This window comes from Polynucleobacter sp. MWH-HuK1 (assembly GCF_018881815.1).
GTDB lineage: Bacteria > Pseudomonadota > Gammaproteobacteria > Burkholderiales > Burkholderiaceae > Polynucleobacter.
In genome coordinates, this window is the sequence record NZ_JACVPP010000001.1 from 870,381 (window position 1) to 891,278 (window position 20,898).

Sequence of the window (20,898 nt, forward strand, 5' to 3'; positions counted from 1 at the left end):
TTGAGCAGATTTATTCTTAAGTGGTGGGGTGGCAAATTTTGCCACTTTTTTCAAAATACACGCATAGAATATCAATATTTAGAGAAAATAGGCAAAAAGGTTCTATATTTAGTGCTATTATCTTTTTAAGAATTTTTGCCTGATTTTACGGAAATGAGCCATTGAGCGAAGAAGCACAGCCCGGAATACAGGGAAGCGAAAAGGATGCGGCGGTAGTCAATATTGGCTCTAATACCGCTTCCTCAGCTGCTCCAGCATCAGGCCCGCGTGCGGGCAAGGTAAAACTCCCTTCAAAATTAGGGGAGCTCCAAATGCGCTTTCAAGCGCTGGGACTACAGCAACGACTCATTGTTGCAGCTGCCTTATTTCTATTCATATCCGCATTGATTTTTGTTACTTTTTCCGGGCGGAGCAAAGACGACTATCGGGTGCTCTTTTCTAGCGTAAATGAGCGTGATGGCGCAGCCATTGTGGCGGCTTTGCAACAAATGAATGTGCCCTATAAATTTACGGAGGGCGGGGCTGCAATTTTGGTTCCCGAATCAGCCGTCTACGAAACCCGTTTGCGCTTGGCTGGTCAAGGATTGCCCAAAGCAGGTAACGTTGGCTTTGAGTTGCTTGAAAACCAAAAAATGGGCACCAGCCAATTTGTTGAGCAGGTGAATTATCAGCGCGGCCTCGAAGGTGAATTGGCTCGCAGCATCAGCTCCTTGGCGCAGGTTAAATCAGCTAGGGTAATGTTAGCAATTCCAAAACAAACTGCTTTTATGCGGGAGCAAGAAAAGCCCACCGCATCAGTAGTTGTGACCATGCATCCCGGTCGTTTCTTGGATGCGCAGCAAGTGGCTGCGATTACCAATTTGGTGGGGTCGTCTGTTCCTAATTTGGGTCCAGCTAACGTCACTATTGTGGATGCTGAGGGCAGTCTGTTGGCCCCGAATGCTCAGCGTTTAATGGGTCTTGATAGCAATCAACTTAAATATGTGGCTGAGTTAGAGGGCGCACTCTCAAAGCGCGTGCAAGCCATTCTGGAACCTGTTACTGGTAAGGAGAATGTTCGCGCGCAAGTTACGGTGGATATGGATTTTGGAGAGTTGGAGCGCACTGAAGAAACGTTTGGTCGAAATTCTCCGCCGAACCAGTCCTCGATTCGTAGTCAGCAGAGTAATGAGGCCGCAACACCAGGTTCATCAGCATCTGGTGTGCCTGGCGCCCTTACAAACCAACCTCCAGCCCCTGGTCAAGCTCCAATTAACGCGCCGGGAGGTGCTGCGGCGCCGGGGGGTGCTGCAGCTAACGCTGGCCCACAAAATTTAAACGCACCACCCTCGAGCTCTAGTTCATCAGCAAGCAATATCAAAAAAGATATGACGGTGAACTATGAGCTTGATCGCGCGATTGAGCGAATTAAGTCTGAGAAAGGCAAGGTCAGAAGGGTGTCTGCTGCAGTGGTTGTTAATTACAAACAGCCTACTGGTGTTGATAAAGATGGTAAGCCATTAAAGCCTGTGCCATTTAGTGCTAAAGAGTTAGATCAGATTAATAATCTTGCTCGTGATGCTGTGGGTTACACGGAGAAGCGTGGTGACAGCGTGAGCGTAGCTAACATTCCCTTTAAGGTTGAAGTGCCTGATGAGCCAGCGTTTTATAAGCAGCCTGGTGTTATTGAGCTTAGTAAAGAATTCTTCAAATTTGCCATCATCTTAGGTTCGCTTGGCATTATGTTCTTTGGCGTAGTGAAGCCATTACTCTTTCCGAAGAAAGTTGACGATGCATTGGAAGAGCAGCGTATTGAAGAAGAGTTTGACGAGAAGATTAAAGCTGAGATGGCCCAAATGGATCCAAAACTACGCGAGAAACGGCGTATGGAAATGGAGCTATTGAAGGAGCGTCAGCGGATTGCTGAAGAAGAAGAGCGTCAGCGGATTGAAGAAGAGAAAAAACGCATGGAAGAAGAGCGTCATCGTCAAGAAGAAGAGAAGAAGAACGAATATGATTCGCTTCTCAAGTACGCGACAGACTTTGTTGCCGAGAATCCTAAAGTGGTATCTGGTATCTTTAAAGAGTGGTTAGCTGCAGATGCGGAAAAAACTAATAATGCCAATGCAGCTGCAGCAGCTGCAGGTTGAGGTAAAGAGTAGAAAATATGGCTGATGAAGATGTAGCAGCACCGAAAAGCCTTTCGATTGCAGAGGCCTTAAAAGAGGGTGTAAAAGGCGCCACTCAAACTGGTGCTTTAACCTTTGAAGAGCTTGATGGTGCTTCACGTGCTGCCGTTGTGCTACTCGCGGTTGGTGCTGAATCAGCTGCAAATGTTTTGCGAACAATGACACCATTTGAAGTGCAAAGACTTTCTGGGAAAATGGCAGTCGTGCGCTCTCTGAGTCGTGATTTAGTGCTACAAGTTCTGCGGCAATTCAAGGATGTCACTCAGAATAATTCTCATGTGGCGTTTGATACCGATGATTTCATGCAGAACATGCTCACTAAGGCTATGGGTGCAGAAGGAGCTTCTGACTTGCTCGGTCGCTTGGAGTCGACTCTCGATATGTCGGGAATTGAGACGCTTAAGCGGATGGAGCCGGATGTGCTCTATGAAATGATTAAGGGTGAGCATCCTCAGATTGTGGCAACAGTGATGGTGTTCTTGGAGCCGGGTCAAGCAGCTTCTGTGTTGAAGCTCTTCCCAGATGATTTGCGTAACGAACTGATTTTGCGTATCGCCTTGTTAGAAAAAGTACAACCTGCAGCTCTGAAAGAATTGAACGAAGTTATGTCACGTTCTGCTGGTCCAGATGCTGACTTCCGTCGCAGTACTGTTGGTGGTGTAGTGCCTACTGCCGAAATTCTTAATATGCTATCTGGCGGCCTTGATAAGCAAGCCCTTAAAACAATCCATGACTTCAATGCTGAATTGGCTGATGCTATTCAAGAGAAGATGTTCGTGTTCGAAGACTTCAACGATATCGAAGATCGTTCTTTGCAAACCTTGCTCTTGGAAGTTCCTCAAGAAACCTTGGTTATGGCCCTCAAAGGGGCAAGTCCAAAGCTACGCGAAAAGTTGTTCAAGAATATGGCCAAGCGTGCTGCCGATGGCGTTCGCGAAGACTTAGAGACTCGTCCACCCGTCAAGGTGCAAGAAGTCGAAGAGATGCAAAAAGAAGTTATTCGTATTGCACGTACCTTGGCAGAAGAAGGCCGCATGATTATGGAAAGGGGTAAGTCAGCCGATGCCTTCCTCTGATGAGGACTCTTTGCTGACGAGGTGGGAGCCTCCCTCCTTTGATCCTCCAAAGCCCCCAAAGCCCCCCAAGGTTGCCCCTGTCCTTTACCCTACAGTAGAGGAGGTAGAAGCGATTCGCGAGAAGGCATTCAAAGAAGCATATGAGCTGGGAAATAACCAAGGATTTGTTGAGGGTCGTGATGCCGGTTACAAAGAAGGTAAAGAATCAGGGTATCGTGAAGGGTACGAGCAGGGTTATGCTGATGCCGATACTGAGACTCGGCGACTCCAAAATGCCCTTGGTGAATTGCTTGAGGCCCTAAGGGGCATGCCGGAAGCTATCGCTCAGCCGTTGACCGAGTTTACTTTTGAAACAGCATCACGTTTGGCTGCGAATGTTTCTATGGAGCGAGCGCCATTTGTTGCTGCAGTTCAAGAGGCATTAATGCGCTTACCTCGTCCAGGTGAAAATCTTTATCTACGTCTCAATGCAGAAGAGGTGGAGATATGGAGGAAAATTGTTGATGATCCTGGTTTGCCATTTAACTGTACCATCCTAGTTGATGCAGACATAAGTCCAGGGCATGCATACGTAGAAGTTAGTGGAGCAAGAATTGATGTAGGAAAGCAAGCTCGCATTGCATTGGTTCGCGCTGCACTTGGTCTGGATCGAGATGAGAAAGAGCAAGATTTAGCGGATCAAGATCTGAGTCATCAAGACAACCCCGATTTATCTAATCAGTACCCTCAAGATGATTCTCAGAATTCCCCATTATTGGATGACGAGGTAAAGCCAGAGTGAGTCACTTGCAGCCTGCTGAATTGGCAAATCAGTTAGAGATGCGCAAGCAGCATTTATTGGAGACCCCACTGTCGATTCGCGAGGGAAAGTTAAAGCGTGTCTCAGGTATTGTGCTGGAAGTAGAGGGCTTGCCAATGAGTATTGGTGCTGGCGCTACGATTCTTTCAGAGATTGGCGGTAAAACCTATGATGCTGAGTGCATTGGTTTTAATGGTGCGATTACGTATCTCATGCCGATTGATGCAATGGATGGTATTTCTCCTGGTGCCCTGGTTTACCCAACAAACACGCCATTTAATTCAGGAAGTGGATACACCTCAAATAGCATTGGCGACCCATTGCCGATTGGTGAAGACTTGTTAGGGCGCGTTGTCGATGGCCTTGGCCGACCGATTGATGGTAAGGGTTATGGCGAGAAGCAACTTACGCCCTTTATTCAGCGCACTTTAAATCCTTTGGATCGAACACCGATTCATGAACCTTTAGATGTTGGTATCCAGGCGGTGAATGGATTATTAACCGTTGGTCGCGGTCAGCGTGTTGGCATTTTTGCAGGCTCTGGCGTTGGTAAAAGTGTTTTGTTGGGAATGCTGGCGCGTAACTGTGTTGCTGATGTGATTGTGATTGGACTTGTCGGCGAGCGCGGCCGGGAAGTCAGAGAATTTTGTGAAGACACCTTAGGTCCGGAATCCTTTAAGCGCGCAGTGGTGGTTGCTGCCCCTGCAGATGCGTCACCATTAGCGAGATCAAAAGGTGCCTCCTATGCCACAGATGTGGCGATTTGGTTTCGAGATCAGGGCAAGCATGTGGTGTTAATTGTTGATTCATTGACACGCTACGCTATGTCTTTGCGAGAAATAGGCTTAAGCTTAGGCGAGGCCCCAGTGGCGCGTGGTTATCCTCCTAGTGTATTTGCCAGAATGCCCGAGTTAGTTGAGCGTGTTGGCAATGGAGCTAACCCTGATGGATCTATTACAGCGTTTTATACAGTCCTTTTAGAGGGTGATGATACGAATGATCCGGTAGCCGATACGGCCAGAGGAATCCTGGACGGACATTTTTTCCTATCTAGAGAATTAGCCGATAGCGGCCATTACCCAGCGATTGATGTTGAAAAGTCGATTTCCCGTGTGATGCCAAAAGTAGTCTCAAAAGAGCATCTGTTATCAGCCCGTCGTCTAAAGCAGTTATATAGTAGGTATATGCGAGGCAGGGATTTAGTCTCTATGGGTGCATACATTGCTGGCACCGATCCAGACTTGGATGCAGCTTTGGCAGCTTGGCCCAAAATACAAGCGTTTTTGCAACAAGATGCGGAGGTTGCAATTCCCATTGATCAGACTGAGAAGTTGCTGTTTGAAATAGCGCCACCAATGGTTCAATAACGATTTAGGTCTAGAAATGTCAGCCATCGAACTATTACTTCGCTTAGCAAAAATTCGTGAGGATCAAGCAATGGCTAGGGCAAAAAGAGCTGCTGGTCAGGTAAATCAGACAAAATCCTTTAAAAATCAAGTGCTTGAATACGCTAAAGAGTATGAGGGGCAAATGTTAGCAGCCACTTCGGGCAGTCTACCAATCGCTTTTATTCAAGATGTGAATGCTTTTAGGGAAAAACTGATCCAAAGTTCGGTTGAGATGGATAGTCAAATTCGGGGGCTTACTAGAGCCTCCGAAGAGACGTTAATGACTGCCACCCAAGCAAGAATGCGCACACGCGGTTTGACAAAATTGGTTGAAAAAAAACGCCACGAAGCCAGGCTAAAGAAGGCTAAAGCTGAGATGAATCAGTTTGAGGATAGCTATGCTGGAAGGCTGAGTGCCAATTCTGGCACGAAAGATGCATAGTAAGAAGTGTTCCTTTTGGAGAGGCTATGCCAACAGTAAGTCAAATTCGGATGCAAGCAGCGGCTAATAGTGCAAATAGCGCTATGGCTAAGCCTGGCTCTATGCCTGGCAGCTCTGCCTCATCAGGTGGATTTGAAGCTTTCTTGGCAGCCTTAGACCAAACGCAGATGGCTCGTCTTAACGCGAGAGGCAATTCAGATCGTTTTGCCAATCAAAATGCTTTGCCGGTTGCGACACGTGGGCAAAATTTGCCTACTTCTAGTCAAAATCCTTTAGACACTGCAAAAAGTTCCGATCCATTACAGCTTTTGATGGCTCAACTACTGGCGCAGAGTTTGGCTGTGCAGAATGCTGCGTTACCAAACTCTAATAGCTTGGATAAGGCATCTCTTGGAGAGTCCTCGAACCAGTCCATGACTGTTCAGGCTCTGATGGCCAATCTAAATGCACAAGCTGCTGGGGGATCTAGCCAAGATTTAATGGCATTGATGGGTCAACAGATCGACTCAAAGCAGGCAGCATTAATAAGCCAGGCTTTAACAAAAGCAATGAAAGAGAGTGGGCAGTCCCCTGATGCCTTGATGCAAAGTCAGGTGGCGGCATTGTTGCAGTCCTTGCAAGGTGGTGCCGCACAAAATCCTCAGAACCCACTCTTGAATCAGACCAATACCCAAACCCCAGCTCAGATTGCAAGTGCGATTCAGGCATTTGCTCAAAAAAACGGTATTAGTCTTCCTCCCGAGCTTCAAACTCAATTAACTAGCCTCATTAATCAAGGTAACGAACAAGCATCTGGCATTAAATTGCTTGGAGTTCAGGGTGACGCCACCCTTCAGGCCGGCACGGTTGATCCTACAAAAGCAACAACTATTCAAAATTTGACTGAAGCTAACAAAGCTCAGGTTGTGCCTGGCGCAATAACTAGTGCCGCAGAAAAATTGCAAAAAGGGAAAACATTAGAGACCCCACTTGCTCTGAACGCAGTTAACGATAAGTTTCGCAATCCTAAATCAGGCGGGTTGATTGATGATGCAATCTCAGCAATTGCTAAGGTGCAAAATGAATCAGTTAAATCTACCCAAATCGAAAATTTGAGCGAGCAAGATAATTTCGCTCAGGCAGATCTCAATGTATTAAGCGCTGCAAACAGTAACAGTGGTCTCATGCGACTGGATAGCAATCCTACAGCCTCGGCTCAAAGGATGGAGCTAAAAGCTTCAGACGTATCCCTTATTTCTGGCCCCTTGCATACTGAAGTGATGGGTGCTGCTAAATCCGGCGGGGGCAGGATTCTTTTGGAGTTAACTCCTCCCGAGCAGGGAACAATTCGTATTGATTTGCGCATTAACTCGGCTGGACAAGCGCATTTGATAGTTGAGGGTGCTAGTGATGCCACGAAGTCTCGCTTAGACCAGGGCGGCCAGAACCTTAAAAATGAGTTCGCCCAAATGGGTCTTAATCTCTCGCTTGATTTGAGACAGGGTACTCAATCCCAGCATATGCGTGATCAAGCATCTTTTGGTAGTCGTCAGCCTGGTTACGCCAGCTTTTCTTCAGATACTCGAGGCTTAGGCTCGGTAGCCTCGGTCAATTCTATCGGTTCAGGTGATAATAGGGAAAATAGCAGTACAGTTCACCTGTATGCTTGATATTATTGAGCATTAAGTAAAGAGGAGTAGTAATGGCTGATGAAGAGCGCGTCGAACCAACTTTAGATCCAAGCGCTGCTGCCCCACAGGCAGCTGCCCCTGCTCCTGCGGCTGGAAATGATGCCGTTGAAGATGCTCCCAAGCCTAAGAGTAAAACCAAACTTTTTGTCATTATTGGCTTGGTGGTAGTTATTGCTGGTGGTATTGGTGGATACATGTACACCCAACATGCCGCTGAAGAAAAGCATCGTCTTGCAGAAGAGGCAAAACGACCAGAAAATATTCTCAAGAAACAGCTCACTGAACGCAAAGAGAATGCGCCTCCTATCTACATTCCTCTTGAGGAAATGGTAGTTAATTTACCGGGGCGTGGTGGTGAGCATTACTTGCAAACCAAAATTGTATTGAGAACGAATGATTCCTCAACAGAAGGTAAGATAAAAAACTTCATGCCTGTGATTCGTGACAAAATCATCACTGTTTTGTCATCACGTCAAATGCAAGAATTGGCCACTGTTGAAGGCAAGGTGATGATGGCTCGAGAAATTGCGCTGGTGATTAACTCCATAATTGCACCACAATTGACCGCAATTTATGTCTTGCAGCAGCAACCGGGAACCGCTGATATGCAGAATCTTGAGCGTATTGGGGCTATGCCAAAAGAGACTTCATCAGGGCAAAAGATTACAGGAGAGGCTGCCAGGGCTGCTGCTGAATTTTGGAACGTCACCGAGATGGATTTGCCAGTACAAGCAGTGCTGTTTAGTTCTTTTGTAATGCAATAACCAACTTCCCCTAGAAAGTCCATTTAGGAAATCATGGCGGCAGATGAGATAAATGTCGAGATGAATATTGACGCTGAAGATCAGCGTGCAATGTTTGATAAATCGAAAATTATTGCTCGGCGCCGCATGCCGACGCTGGAGCTCATTCACGAGCGTTTCAGTCGTGCAGTTCGTTTAACCCTTTTTAATATGATACGTGCGCCAATCGAGGTGCAAATGCATCTTCCGATTGTAAAAAGCTATCAAAAGTTCGTAGATGAATTTCCTGAGCGCACCAATATTAATATTGTAGGCATTCGCCCGCTGCGTGGTGTTGGTTGCTGGATCGTCGATCCCGGCGTTGTCTATATTGCTATCGATAATATGTTTGGCGGGGAGGGGCGTCTTGCGCCTCGCTTAAACTTGCGCGAATACACCCCTACCGAATTGCGGATCATTCGTCGTCTAGTTGACGCTTTCTTGAATGAGTATGAAAAAGCCTGGAAGTCTGTTTATGAGATTAAATTTGACTTCATGCGCCAAGAAACCAACTTTGGATTTGCCAAGATTACATCACCCGGTGAAATGGTGTTGCATTCTAAATTCACGATAGAAATTAATGGCCGTCCAGGAGATATCGATTTATGCATCCCCTTTTGGGTGTTAGAGCCTGTTAAGAGTATTTTGTATAACAACATGCAGGGCTTCGCTACCGAGCCTGATCAGCACTGGACCGATCTTTTGAATGATCAAGTGCACGAGGCCCCGGTTACTGCTGTAGCGGTTTTGGCGCGAAAACAAATGCTATTACGGGAAATAACTTCGCTATCTGTTGGGGATATTATTCCGATTGAGATAAATGACCCTGTAACTGTTTACGTTGATGGTTTGCCGGTTATTAAAGGCCAATACGGCACTAAAGATGGCCGATATTCCGTAAAAGTAGGCACAATCCAGCATCCTGCTGAATTCTTAAAGAGCCCGCTTGAGAGGGCCCGTCTCGGACCAAGTATGATGCGCAGTGCTGAAAAAGGCGAACTTTATGAGCAACTGCCTGAAGCTGCTCAAAGTCATCCAGAAAACCTGGCACCTATTGCTTCTGAGGCTACAATGGACACTGTTGCTGATGGCGTAATGCCAGATGGCCCTAACGCTTAATTGGTATTAACGCATTTTAAAGGCGAAGAACAGAGAATCCCCATGGCTGAAAATGACAATGATTTAGCAAAATCACTTACCAGCACTGACGTATCTGGTTCATTGCGGAAGGCAACTTTCAATGCCTTGGAGGATGGCGCCAAATCTGGTGCTGAGTTCAATGAGATTGACTTGGTCATGGATGTTCCAGTGCAGGTCACTGTTGAGTTAGGTCGGGCAAAAATGCAAATTCGTAACCTGCTCAATTTAACTTATGGCTCTGTAATTGAGTTGGATATTTTGGCGGGTGAGCCTTTAGAGGTTGTTGTCAATGGGTGTTTGGTAGCTCAAGGTGAAGTGGTGATCGTCAATGATCGCTATGGTATTCGCTTAACTGATATCGTGACTCCTGCTGAACGACTTCGTAAGATCAATCGCTAACAAAAATGGGCTCCTCGGTCGGAGGTATGTTGCTCTTTTCGTTTATTTGGCTCGCACTTGCGGCGGCTCTCATTTGGGTAGTAGCATTTTTAGTAAAGCGTGATAGCGCAATGCGGGCAAGTAATCCGCATGTCAAAATTTTGGCTCAGCAAGCTCTCGGTCCTAGAGAGCGGATTATTATTGTCAATGTGCTCAATAGAATATTGGTGGTGGGACATACCCCTTCGCAAATTTCGTTGCTTACAGAGTTGGAGCCAGAAGATGTGGCGAACTTAAAACCACAAAGTCCTAATGTCGATTTTGCAAATAATTTAAAACAATTTGTGAAAAGGAAATTAGGTTGAAACGCAAAATTTTTTGGTGGTCTTTTGCAATCACAGCCATCATGGGGTTATTTCCCTTAATTGCATGGAGTCAAACTCTACCCCTTGTGACTGCTAAACAAGGTGGCGGCGGAACAATCTATGCCGTGCCTGTTGAAACTGTACTGGCACTAACTGCATTAAGTTTCTTGCCGGCCGCGCTAGTCTTAATGACTAGTTTCACGCGTATTTTGATTGTTTTCTCTTTGCTCAGGCAAGCATTGGGTTTAACGACCATGCCACCCAATATCGTATTGATTGGACTTTCTTTCTTTCTGACTCTTTTTATTATGAATCCCGTATTTGAGTCGATTTATAAAAATGCCTATCAACCATATTCTGCCGGAAAAATGGGCTTTCCTCAGGCGGTAGAGGTAGGCTCAGTACCGCTCAAAGAATTTATGCTCAAGCAAACGAGGCGAGATGATTTGAATCTATTTGCCAAGCTGTATGGAAAAAAAATTGAAGCTCGTGAAGATGTACCGTTTACAGTCTTAATTCCCGCATTTGCTATTTCAGAAATTAAAACGGGATTCTTGATTGGGTTCGTCATCTACTTGCCATTCTTAGTAATAGACTTTGCGGTTGCTAGCATTTTGACTTCATTGGGTATGGTAATGGTGTCGCCCATGATGTTCTCTTTGCCTCTGAAATTGATTGTTTTTGCCTTAGCTGATGGCTGGGCTTTGCTTTCAACCTCTCTGGTGCAAAGTTACATTAACTAAGCAACATGGAAAGTGGAGTCATCCTCGATTTAGTATTTCAGGCTCTGCGCATGGCTGGGATTCTTGCTGGCCCGATATTGATGGCGCTCTTGGTGGTGGGTTTAATTATTGGTATTTTGCAAGCTGCTACTTCGGTAAATGAATCAACCGTTGCATTTGTCCCAAAACTAATTGTTTTTGGAATAGTGATACTGTTAATTGGTCCAGTGAGTTTGTCGTTATTCCTGGACTATATAAAAGAACTTTTCGCCCGCATACCGGGTTTGGTAAATTAATCATGCTGACCATCACTGGTCTGCAAATTGAGCAGTACATGGCAATCTTCATGTTTGCCTCGCTGCGGGTGTTTGGGATGTTTCTCACTACGCCTATGTTTGCTTTTAGAACATTTCCAATGCAGTTTCGCCTATTAATAGCATTGTCATTTGCTTTTTATGTAATGCCATTAATTGGTGGTGAGCAAATTCCCAATCCAGGCAGTATTACTTTTTTTGCATCGATCATAGAGTTGGCGATCGGGGCTTTTATTGGTTTTGTCATTAGAGTCGGCTTTATGGTGATTGATATTGCCTCGGAAGTGCTCTCGTTTCAGGCGGGATTTAGTTTCGCTTCAACTTATTTTCGTGATCCAACCTTAGACTCAGGTTTAGTGGGGCAATTTTTGGGCCTGATTGTGATTGCCCTAGCTTTTGCCCTCAACATCCATTTAGTGCTAATCGACATCGTTTTGCAAAGCTTTAAAAGTATTCCCGTTGGTGCCTGGCCAAGTGCTTGGTCTTCAAAAGGGGTTGTGGATTTAGTGTCAGCGTCCTTCCGATTGGGGCTCATTCTCTCAATGCCTATCCTTTTGGTGTATATGATGTTTAACCTAACACAGGCCTTTTTGGGAAGAACGAGTCCACAGATGAATTTATTCTCTGTAGGCTTTGCTGTTAGCATTCCTTTAGCATTCTTGGTTATATTTATGATTCTTCCAGATTTACAAATCGTTTTGGAGCGCTCTCTTGAAAATCCATTGCAACTTATTCGCCAAGGCATAGAGGCTCCTAATGTCCAGTAAACCTTCATTTAATATTTTCATAGCTAGTTTGGCTCTTACGGTTATCAGTTTTAGCCCCTTGGTTCAGGCGCAGATCTATTCAGAGGCGCCCTCAAATGCCTCTGCAGAGGATGGTCTGAGTGCTGCTCAAAAGAATAAGCTTAATCAAAATTCATTAGACCAAGCGCCAACTGGACCAGATGATTGTGAATTGAAGTATCCGTTTCCAGCATCTACTGCGAACAATCCCTATGCGGAAAATGGTGCGGATGTTTGCAAAAAATTGCAAATACGCGGCAAAAGGATGATTTGTGAAATTAATGCGTTGGTTGCTGAGAAACCCTCTGGCGGCACTACTGGCTCTAAGATTGAGTTAGCAGCTTGGGCAAGATGTAATACAAGTGTGGCGAATATTTTGGTGGATGGCTACTACATGGCTGCCAGTGAAATTGAACGTCGCTTGCAAATCTGTAGCGCTAATTTTTATGCTGATCCAGGAAGAATGCCTAAGCAAGGCTGGTACCAACGTTTTTTAAGATGGGCGACTAGTAATGACCTTACACCTCCGCCAACGGATGAGGCGCTCGAGGTAGCTTTAAAGCAATCAACCCCATTGGAAAGCAAGCAAGATACGGCTGGACTCATGAAATGCGATTGGATGTTCTCGCGTAGTCGTTCGCCAGTCATCGATGTATTGCCTGGCGGGAGTTTGACGGACCAAAGTCCGGCACCAACTCCGGCTCCAGTAAAGAAAACTAAAGCCAAAAAAGCTGCCTCAAATTAGACAAAGATGCTTATTTGTTTGGCTTAAGCATTGATTTATATGGCAATATAAACACTATCTCTACAAAAGCCGTTAGCGAACTTATGAAAACAATCTCACAAACTCCACGTTTTATCGGTATAGCTTGCGCCCTTTTTAGCTTGCTTATTACAGGTAATGCGTTCTCCAATGATTCACATGACGCTCCTGCTCCAGCAACAGCTTCAGCTCCGGCAGCACCTAAAGCAAAGGTGCCGCCTCCTGCTGCGGGTGACGATCAAATGAGCAAAGCCTTGTTTGAAAAGATTAGCAAGGGTTCTGGGGACATTGTTATTCGTACTGGTGATTTGCCTGCTGGTGCGACGCCGAGCGAAAGTAAGCCCGTTGATAAACCTAAGGCTGTGAAAGCGGCTGCAAAACCAGTCGATAAAGATGCTCACGATGTGCATTGGTCTTATGTGGATGGCCCTGGCGGTCCTGAAAACTGGGGAAATCTTAGTAAAGATAATCTAGCATGCTCGAAAGGTAAGACTCAGTCCCCGATCAATATTAATATCGATCGGGCTGTTAAAGCGGAATTGGCTCCTTTGGAGTTTCTCTACAGACCATCCCCTTTGTCTATTGTTGATAATGGACATACGGTTATGGTCAACTACGGTGAAGGCAGTAATTTGCTTGTTGATGGTCGTCAATATCGCTTGGTTCAATTCCATTTTCATAAACCGAGCGAAGAGGCCATTAATGGTGATCGCACTGACATGGTGGCACACCTAGTGCACCAGCATCACGATGGTAGTTTAGTTGTGGTTGGGGTATTAATGAGTACAAAGAAGCCAAGTCCAGCAAGAAAGTCATGGTTTGGGGATGAAGCTGTTAAAGAAAATCCTATGATTCAGACGCTTTGGAATAATGTGCCATTAATCAAGGGTAAAACTGAAATGCCTGGCGTAATAATCGATGTAAATCAGTTATTGCCAGCAGATAGAAGCTATTTCACATACATGGGTTCTTTAACTACTCCGCCTTGTAGCGAGAATGTTCTCTGGTTTGTGATGAAAAACCCTATTTATGTAAGTGAAGAGCAGGTTAAGAACTTTGACCGTATTTATCCTATGAATGCGCGCCCGTTGCAGCCTAAAGGTGATCGCTTAATCAAAGAAACTCGGGGAAGCTAGAGGTTCTTCAAGTTTGTATAAGTCATGATTTGGCAGGATTTGCCAAAAATTAGGGGTTCATACGAAGCTAAACCCGGCAAAATTTGCCCCCTACTATATTAAAGCCCTAGAAATAGGGCTTTTTTATTGTTTTTATTCTATTTTTTAAGTTTTAGACTCAAGAGGGTTCATGTCTAAATAGGTTAGCGATCACTTATCTTTTTTCTAAAAATCGACTTTGGCACGGTCTTTGCATATTCATACGTGAGGACTTTCCCCTCAGGTGTCATCGTCCCCGAATAGGGAGGAGATTAAATGAACGCAGTGCCGCAGTACGACCCACTTACTTTTGGTGAAACCGCATTTAAATTGCGGACTTTCCGTCAGCAAGTGCTGGGTAATAATTTGGCAAATTCTGATACCCCGGGCTTTAAAGCGCGGGATATACGCTTTGCTGACGTACTAAAGGCTCAATTAGAAGGTGTTTCACCATCTAATGCGATTGGTTTGTCTATTACCCATTCAGGACATATTCAGGGCAAGGCGCCTCAGGATGATCCACGTTTGCTCTATCGCATTCCTAATCAACCATCGATGGATGGTAATACGGTAGATGGCGATTTTGAGTTAAGCGAATTTACCAAGAACTCTGTTTTTACAGAGTCCGCATTAAATATGTTGGGTAGCACAATTCGCTCTCGTATGTCGGCTATTACAGGACAGGCCTCATGAGTTTATTGGGTGCATTTGATATTGGCTCTACTGGATTGACTGCTCAGTCTTTGCGGCTTAATACGACCGCTTCCAATATTGCCAACGTAGAAAGCGTATCTGGACCTGATGGTCGTCCATACCGTGCTCGTCAGGTGGAATTTAGTGCTGTATATAAACCGGGGCAGCCTGGTGCTGGTGTTGAGGTAAGCAAGATTATTGAGAGCAATGCTCCATTGCGGATTGAATACCGACCTGGACACCCAAAGGCAAATGCTGCTGGTTATGTTGAGATGCCAAACGTAAATCCGGTGGAGGAGATGGTGAATATGATTTCAGCGTCACGCTCTTATCAGATGAATGTGGAAGCAATGAACGTGTCACGTCAGTTGATGTTAAAGACCTTAGATTTAGGTAAGTAAATAGTAGCGCCTGCAAAGTAAGAGATAAGAGGAAATCATGGCAACCGATCCATTAAGCGGACTCAGAGTTTACGACCCAGCTACGGCGAATAAGCCTGCTGATGCAACCTCAAGCTCCACGCCAGGTGGTTCTGCTACAGAGCAAACACAAAATTTTTTAAAGTTGTTAATTGCTCAAATTCAGAATCAAGACCCAATGGCACCAATGGATGCATCGACTATGACATCACAAATGTCGCAGCTCAACATGGTAAGCAGTATGAGCAATATGAATACTTCTATGACTGCCATGCTTGCGCAAATGCAAAGTGTGAACTTTATGAATCAAGCTGCCTTGATTGGTCATAGTCCGGTAGTTGCTGGTAATGGAATTGCATTCGATGGCACAAACCAAGTGATGCTTGGAGCAAATGCAACTAATCCATTGAAATCAGTAGTGGCGACGATTACTGATGCAAGTGGCAATGTGGTCAATAGCGTAGATCTCGGGAATGTAAATGCTGGAATGTCGAATTTTATTTGGAATGGCAAGGATGCTAGTGGCAGCACTGTTCCAGCAGGTATGTATTACTTAAGCCTCTCCGGTACAAATTCAGACAATGCAACAGAAAACCCGACAGCTTATGTGGCGTCAGCAGTCGCTTCAGTAACCAAGGGTAGCAATGGCGATGCAATATTAAATCTTTTGGATGGTAGAGCGATTAGCTCTTCAGATGTACAGCAATGGATTAGTTGATTAATTGTAATTAGCATTAATAAACAGAATAAACACAGATAGACAGAGGAAATAAAAATGGGATATGGAATCGGATTATCAGGATTGAAATCAGCCTCCGAAGCAATTGACGTTACCAGTAATAACATATCGAATGCTCAGACCGTAGGCTATAAGTCGGGGGAGTATGTATTCTCCGATCAATTCTTTAGAGCTCAAGATCCTCAGTCTGTCGATCGTGCTGGTATGGGTTCTTATCGCATGGCGATTCGCAGAACTGGTAGCTATGGTACGGTGGTGAACACTCAAAATCCCCTAGATATGGCGATTACTGGACCAGGTATGTTTATGTTAGCCAAGACTGTGGATGGCACTGTGCCAACAGAAAATCCAACTAAATTCCAATTTACTCGTAACGGCCAGTTTGCGGTTGACAACAAGAATCGTATCGTCAATGAAAACGGAATGTTCTTGGTGGGTTATCCGGCAGATGCGTCAGGAAAAATTATTTCCAGCTCAAAGTCTGTCTTGATTCTTGATCAATCTCCACTTGCGCAGCAGGCGACAAAAAATTCAAACATTAATTTGAATTTAGACAATCGCGTGAATTCAATTACTGGGAACGCATTTAATAAAACTGAGCCTACTAGTTACAGTCAAACTACCTCCCAGACTGTATATGACGACAAAGGCTTGGCGCACACTTTGGCTGTGTATTACAAAAAAATGCATTCAACAAACCTTGAGTTGCAGGGAGATGGCAGTGGTACAACCTTTACATTTACTCCGCAGCAAGATTTGGGAACTACTTTAGCTGGTGAGCAAACTAACAAAATTGCTACAAGTTCTAAGCCGTTGGCAGCAACGGGCGGAACTACTGAAACAATTTCTAATGCGGTATTAACCTACGTTAGCGGTGGCTCAGAGTCCCTTGATTCAGAAATTGGTACTTTTGGTGGAATAACAGGGGGCTCTAATTATTTGCCGGGTTCTTATTCAAATGTAGCGCTATCTGGAGGCTCTGGACAGGGTGCACGTGCAAACATCGTAGTTGGTGCAGGTGGTAACGTTACTGATGTTACGCTAACAGCTTCAGGGGTAGGGTATAAAGCTGGTGAGTTTTTAAGTGTCATGCCAAATGTGGTCGGCGGAACTGGGTCTGGTTTCTCAATCCCTATTAACACCACAATTACCAACGGTATTGGAGAGTTAGCTCTTACCGGTGGCAGCGGATATGGAGCAACCACTTACACTAACGTATCTATGACTGGGGGTACGGGTACAGGTGCAAAAGCACAGGTAATTGTCTCGGCCAATGGAACGGCAACTGTGACGCTTACCACAGCTGGTACAGGGTATACGGCTGGTGATACCTTAACAATTGCAGATTCTGCAATCGGAAGTTATGGCGGGTCAAATATCACGGTACCTATCGCAACAATTTCTGGTGGAGGTGCAACAGGACCGGCTGCAACACTGGGGGCTCTCACGAATGCGACAGGTCATGCGCCTGCCATTGTTACTTATAAAAATGTGCCGTTGACTGGCGGATCTGGTACTGGAGCTTTGGCAACAGTTACCGTAAATTCTGCTGGGGAGGTTGCTCATGTTGCATTAACAAATGGGGGCACTGGATATTTGCCTACCGACACATTAGGTATTGCAGCAGCAAGCATTGGTAATGGCAATGGAAGTGGATTCGAGGGAGTTGTTGGCGCAAAAAGAGCCGGGATCAAGACATTGGCTGCAGCACCGTCTAATGCTGGCACAGGGTATACCGATGGAATTTATGAGGATGTACCGCTTACTGGATCAGCCACTGGTTTTGGCGCAAAGGCATCAATTGTGATTTCAAATGGATTGGTTACGAAAGTTACCATGACCGATGGCGGAACTGGATATAAATCAACAGATACATTGTCAGTGGATCCAAACTCGGTAGGCGGAACTGGGTCTGGCTTTGCAATAGCTATTAGCGGGCTAAATACTCAAATTGCGGCAGGTAAGGGAACAAGAGGTTCGACATACAACCTCAAGCTATCAGATGGGACCAATCTGTCCCTCACGCAAGTTAGTGAAGCAGGTAATGGTACGCCAAAATATGTAGTGAACGTTGATCGCTATGCAGTATTTGCAACTTTAGATGGAAATCCAGTTGGACAAGATGCCGCTGGAAGTGCTATTACTAAAGTAAAAATTGGCGGCATCCTCACTGATGAACAAACTTCTTTAGGCACAGTGGCTTTTGTTGGCGGTAAAAATCTTGATTCATTATCGCGAGATGCATTTGGAACGCCTCAATTTGATACACAGTTTAAGATCGATGCTTCTAGCGGATCAGGAAACGGTTGGGGTCAAACAAACAATGGTGGTGTGGTGCAATTCACATTAAAAAGCACCAATATGACCGCATATTCATCAGCTGGCCAAACCTACGCAAATGATCAGGATGGATCAGCTACGTCACAGCTAGCCTCTTTCAATATTGACAATAGCGGAAAGCTTGTTGCGCAATATGACAACGGTAAATCTGTAGTCAAAGGACAAGTGATATTAGCCTATTTTAATAATTTGGAAGGATTGATCCCAAATGGAAATAACACCTACGAGGCGTCATCCGCTTCAGGTGATCCATTGCTAAGTTTCCCGGGTGATGGAACTTTAGGTGCAATTCGATCAAAAGCTGTTGAACAATCTAACGTTGATTTAACTGAAGAATTAGTGAGATTGATGGTATTGCAACGTCAGTATTCAGCGGTTTCACAAGCGACTAAAGTCATGGCCGCAACCTTAATTGATGATGCTATCAATATTGGTAGATAAGAGTGAATTGACTGAGTAATCATGATTAATCGCTACGCTTATACCTCAATGACAGGAGCAACTTCTGCAACGCAGCAGTTGGCTGTGACGTCGAACAATCTGGCAAACGCTTTAACGCCAGGGTTCCGTGAGGTGATTAGCGCGTTTCGGGCTGTTCCACTAAAGGGTGATGGTGAGCCATTTAGAGGCAATGGAGCTGATTCAAGGGTTTTTGTAGTTGATACAACTCCGGGAAGTAATTTCAATCAGGGGCAAATTCAAACTACTGGAAATTCATTGGATGTTGCAATTAAAGGTGATGGCATGTTCGTGGTTCGTCGTCCTGATGGGCAAGAGGCGTACACACGAGCAGGCAAATTCATGACTAATGAGCAAGGATTGCTCATGCTTGGAAAAGATATTCCAGTCGTTGGTACGGGTGGCACGATTACGATTCCAGTTGGTGCATCCGTACAAATTGCTGAGGATGGTGCTGTATATACCCAGATTCCAGGAAATCAATATCTTAATCAAGCAGGTAAGCTTAAGTTAGTCAATCCTAATACGGAGAGCTTAGTAAGAGCGGCTGATGGATTATTTGATATTCCAGGTGAACAGGCGGCCGCAGACCCTAAAGTCAGAGTGGTGCAGGGCGCCTTTGAATTAAGTAATAACAACCCGGCACTAGCTATGGTTCAAATGATCGACCAAAGTCGAATGTTTGATTTGAATACTAGGTCTATTACCTTTGCAGATCAGAATGCGCGATCAGCAACAACATTACTGTCCCTTTCACGCGCCTAATAATAAATAAGAAAAAGAGAAAAGATGATACGCTCACTATGGATCGCTAAGACTGGGATGGATGCAGAGCAGTTCAATTTAGATGTTATTACCAATAACCTATCGAACTCTCAGACTACAGCCTTTAAACGTGTACAGCCAATGTTTCAAGACTTGCTGTATACCACTTTACGTACCGCGGGATCGGCCGCAAATGCTCAGAATTTATTGCCTACTGGATTACAAGTCGGTGCTGGTGCTGCGGTGACATCAACAGAGCGGAACAATATTCAAGGGACATTAGTACAGACTGGTAATCAGCTGGACGTAGCAATTCAGGGTAATGGATATTTTCAAATTCAGCTGGCAGATGGAACATTAGCCTATACCAGAAACGGCCAATTCAGTAAAAGTGCAACTGGTCAGATTGTGACATCCTCAGGTAATGTGGTTGCGGGTGCGGGAGTGATTCCAGCAAATGCGACATCGGTAACTATTAACCAGGCAGGTCTTGTTCAATATACATTGCAGGGTAATCAAACTGCAATTACCGCTGGCCAAATTACTATGGCTAACTTTGTAAACCCAGCAGGGTTGTTTGCGCTTGGTGGCGGTAACTTTATTCCAACTCCTGCATCGGGAACAGCCCAAAACAATATTGCTGGTACGAACGGCATGGGCACAACAAATCAGTATTACATTGAGCAGTCAAACGTCAACGTAGCAGAAGAGTTGGTTAATTTGATAGCTGCACAGCGTGCTTATGAAATCAATACTCGCGCAGTAACTGCTTCAGACCAAATTCTGCAACGTGTAAGTAATATGGGACAGTAATGAGCGGACTGGCTAAAAAATATCGTCACTATATAGCGCTAATCTTTAGTGCAATAGTGCTTTGGGGTTGTGCGAGTGCCGACCGTCCATCATTATTGACGACTCCAGTGACTGCGAGACCTCGCCCCATTCAGGAAACATCTGCAAATATGGGAAGTCTTTATCCTGCAAACTCTGGCGGTCCATATGTAAATGCAGTGAGTCATCGCCCATTATTTGAGGATCGTCGTGCACGTAATGTAGGTGATACGCTTACTGTAGTGCTCAATGAAACAACGAGTGCGGCTAAGAATAGTGGTATGTCTGCTGCAAGAAAAGCTAATGCAGCATCTGACTTCTCTAATACTGGACCAATGTCATTTGGCCCCTACACTAGTATTGCTAACATTGCGAACTTTGGTGGAACTGGTGATATAAAAAGTGAGGGCACAGGTGCAAGTGCAGCAAGTAATACTTTTGCGGGCACCATTACAGTTACCGTTGTTGAGGTGCTTTCCAACGGCAACCTAGTGGTGGCTGGTGAGAAGCAGGTTGCGGTCAGCAATGAAGAAGAAATCATTCGCTTTGGTGGAGTGGTAAATCCTAATACCTTAGTCTTTAATCAAGTTTCATCTCAGCAGGTGGCTGATGCACGTATTGAATACCGCGGCAGAGGTGCAACAGATGACACTCAGGGCACTGGCTGGCTCACAAGACTATTCTTGAAATTAGCGCCGTTCTAATT

22 protein-coding genes are annotated in these 20,898 nt (G+C 45.1%); all 22 read left to right on the top strand.

Annotated features, from left to right (window positions below; all coding sequences use genetic code 11):
* The first annotated feature begins 161 nt into the window (after positions 1-161).
* The 22 genes from fliF (at position 162) to ICE93_RS04605 (ending at position 20,896) form a co-directional block, all read left to right on the top strand.
* Positions 162-2,129, top strand: coding sequence for a flagellar basal-body MS-ring/collar protein FliF (gene fliF / locus ICE93_RS04500; protein ID WP_216185974.1), 1,968 nt, complete (start codon positions 162-164; stop codon positions 2,127-2,129).
* Positions 2,130-2,146: 17 nt separating this feature from the next.
* The gene (gene fliG, locus ICE93_RS04505) at positions 2,147-3,244 is read left to right on the top strand and encodes a flagellar motor switch protein FliG (protein ID WP_216185976.1); all 1,098 of its coding nucleotides are present in this window, start codon (positions 2,147-2,149) and stop codon (positions 3,242-3,244) included.
* Entirely contained in the window at positions 3,231-4,025 is a 795-nt protein-coding gene (locus ICE93_RS04510) for a FliH/SctL family protein (protein WP_216185979.1), read from the top strand. Before fliG ends, ICE93_RS04510 begins: the two co-directional genes overlap by 14 nt.
* On the top strand, positions 4,022-5,410 hold the full coding sequence (locus ICE93_RS04515) for a FliI/YscN family ATPase (protein WP_216185982.1): 1,389 nt from the start codon (positions 4,022-4,024) through the stop codon (positions 5,408-5,410). Before ICE93_RS04510 ends, ICE93_RS04515 begins: the two co-directional genes overlap by 4 nt.
* Before the next feature lie 16 nt (positions 5,411-5,426).
* The gene (locus tag ICE93_RS04520) at positions 5,427-5,873 is read left to right on the top strand and encodes a flagellar export protein FliJ (protein WP_216185984.1); all 447 of its coding nucleotides are present in this window, start codon (positions 5,427-5,429) and stop codon (positions 5,871-5,873) included.
* 26 nt (positions 5,874-5,899) lie between these two features.
* Positions 5,900-7,522: a flagellar hook-length control protein FliK gene (locus ICE93_RS04525; protein ID WP_216185986.1), complete on the top strand. Its 1,623-nt coding sequence runs from the start codon at positions 5,900-5,902 to the stop codon at positions 7,520-7,522.
* Between the two features lie 32 nt (positions 7,523-7,554).
* Positions 7,555-8,307: a flagellar basal body-associated protein FliL gene (gene fliL, locus ICE93_RS04530; RefSeq protein ID WP_216185988.1), complete on the top strand. Its 753-nt coding sequence runs from the start codon at positions 7,555-7,557 to the stop codon at positions 8,305-8,307.
* 33 nt (positions 8,308-8,340) lie between these two features.
* Positions 8,341-9,444: a flagellar motor switch protein FliM gene (gene fliM, locus ICE93_RS04535; protein ID WP_216185990.1), complete on the top strand. Its 1,104-nt coding sequence runs from the start codon at positions 8,341-8,343 to the stop codon at positions 9,442-9,444.
* 42 nt (positions 9,445-9,486) lie between these two features.
* Positions 9,487-9,864 (top strand): flagellar motor switch protein FliN, encoded by a 378-nt coding sequence (gene fliN, locus ICE93_RS04540; protein ID WP_216185992.1) that lies wholly within the window; start codon positions 9,487-9,489, stop codon positions 9,862-9,864.
* Positions 9,865-9,890: 26 nt separating this feature from the next.
* Positions 9,891-10,208 carry a flagellar biosynthetic protein FliO gene (gene fliO, locus ICE93_RS04545; RefSeq protein ID WP_216185994.1) on the top strand — a complete coding sequence of 106 codons (318 nt, stop codon included), beginning with the start codon at positions 9,891-9,893 and terminating at the stop codon, positions 10,206-10,208.
* Between the two features lie 41 nt (positions 10,209-10,249).
* Positions 10,250-10,951 carry a flagellar type III secretion system pore protein FliP gene (gene fliP, locus ICE93_RS04550; protein ID WP_216188269.1) on the top strand — a complete coding sequence of 234 codons (702 nt, stop codon included), beginning with the start codon at positions 10,250-10,252 and terminating at the stop codon, positions 10,949-10,951.
* A gap of 5 nt (positions 10,952-10,956) precedes the next feature.
* On the top strand, positions 10,957-11,226 hold the full coding sequence (locus ICE93_RS04555) for a flagellar biosynthetic protein FliQ (RefSeq protein WP_216185996.1): 270 nt from the start codon (positions 10,957-10,959) through the stop codon (positions 11,224-11,226).
* A 2-nt stretch (positions 11,227-11,228) separates the two neighbouring features.
* On the top strand, positions 11,229-12,011 hold the full coding sequence (locus ICE93_RS04560) for a flagellar biosynthetic protein FliR (RefSeq protein WP_216185998.1): 783 nt from the start codon (positions 11,229-11,231) through the stop codon (positions 12,009-12,011).
* Positions 12,001-12,774 (top strand): hypothetical protein, encoded by a 774-nt coding sequence (locus tag ICE93_RS04565; protein WP_216186000.1) that lies wholly within the window; start codon positions 12,001-12,003, stop codon positions 12,772-12,774. The genes ICE93_RS04560 and ICE93_RS04565 overlap by 11 nt, the downstream gene beginning before the upstream one ends.
* 83 nt (positions 12,775-12,857) lie before the next feature.
* Positions 12,858-13,928, top strand: a complete 1,071-nt coding sequence (locus tag ICE93_RS04570; protein WP_216186002.1) for a carbonic anhydrase — start codon at positions 12,858-12,860, stop codon at positions 13,926-13,928.
* 294 nt (positions 13,929-14,222) lie between these two features.
* The gene (gene flgB, locus ICE93_RS04575; RefSeq protein WP_216186004.1) at positions 14,223-14,639 is read left to right on the top strand and encodes a flagellar basal body rod protein FlgB; all 417 of its coding nucleotides are present in this window, start codon (positions 14,223-14,225) and stop codon (positions 14,637-14,639) included.
* The gene (flgC, locus tag ICE93_RS04580; protein ID WP_216186006.1) at positions 14,636-15,040 is read left to right on the top strand and encodes a flagellar basal body rod protein FlgC; all 405 of its coding nucleotides are present in this window, start codon (positions 14,636-14,638) and stop codon (positions 15,038-15,040) included. The genes flgB and flgC overlap by 4 nt, the downstream gene beginning before the upstream one ends.
* A 37-nt stretch (positions 15,041-15,077) precedes the next feature.
* On the top strand, positions 15,078-15,776 hold the full coding sequence (locus tag ICE93_RS04585; protein ID WP_216186008.1) for a flagellar hook assembly protein FlgD: 699 nt from the start codon (positions 15,078-15,080) through the stop codon (positions 15,774-15,776).
* Between the two features lie 57 nt (positions 15,777-15,833).
* Positions 15,834-18,578: a flagellar hook-basal body complex protein gene (locus tag ICE93_RS04590; protein ID WP_216186010.1), complete on the top strand. Its 2,745-nt coding sequence runs from the start codon at positions 15,834-15,836 to the stop codon at positions 18,576-18,578.
* 21 nt (positions 18,579-18,599) lie between these two features.
* The gene (locus ICE93_RS04595) at positions 18,600-19,361 is read left to right on the top strand and encodes a flagellar basal body rod protein FlgF (RefSeq protein WP_216186012.1); all 762 of its coding nucleotides are present in this window, start codon (positions 18,600-18,602) and stop codon (positions 19,359-19,361) included.
* 24 nt (positions 19,362-19,385) lie between these two features.
* Positions 19,386-20,174: a flagellar basal-body rod protein FlgG gene (flgG, locus tag ICE93_RS04600; protein ID WP_216186014.1), complete on the top strand. Its 789-nt coding sequence runs from the start codon at positions 19,386-19,388 to the stop codon at positions 20,172-20,174.
* The gene (locus ICE93_RS04605) at positions 20,174-20,896 is read left to right on the top strand and encodes a flagellar basal body L-ring protein FlgH (RefSeq protein WP_216186016.1); all 723 of its coding nucleotides are present in this window, start codon (positions 20,174-20,176) and stop codon (positions 20,894-20,896) included. The genes flgG and ICE93_RS04605 overlap by 1 nt, the downstream gene beginning before the upstream one ends.
* Positions 20,897-20,898: the final 2 nt, after the last annotated feature.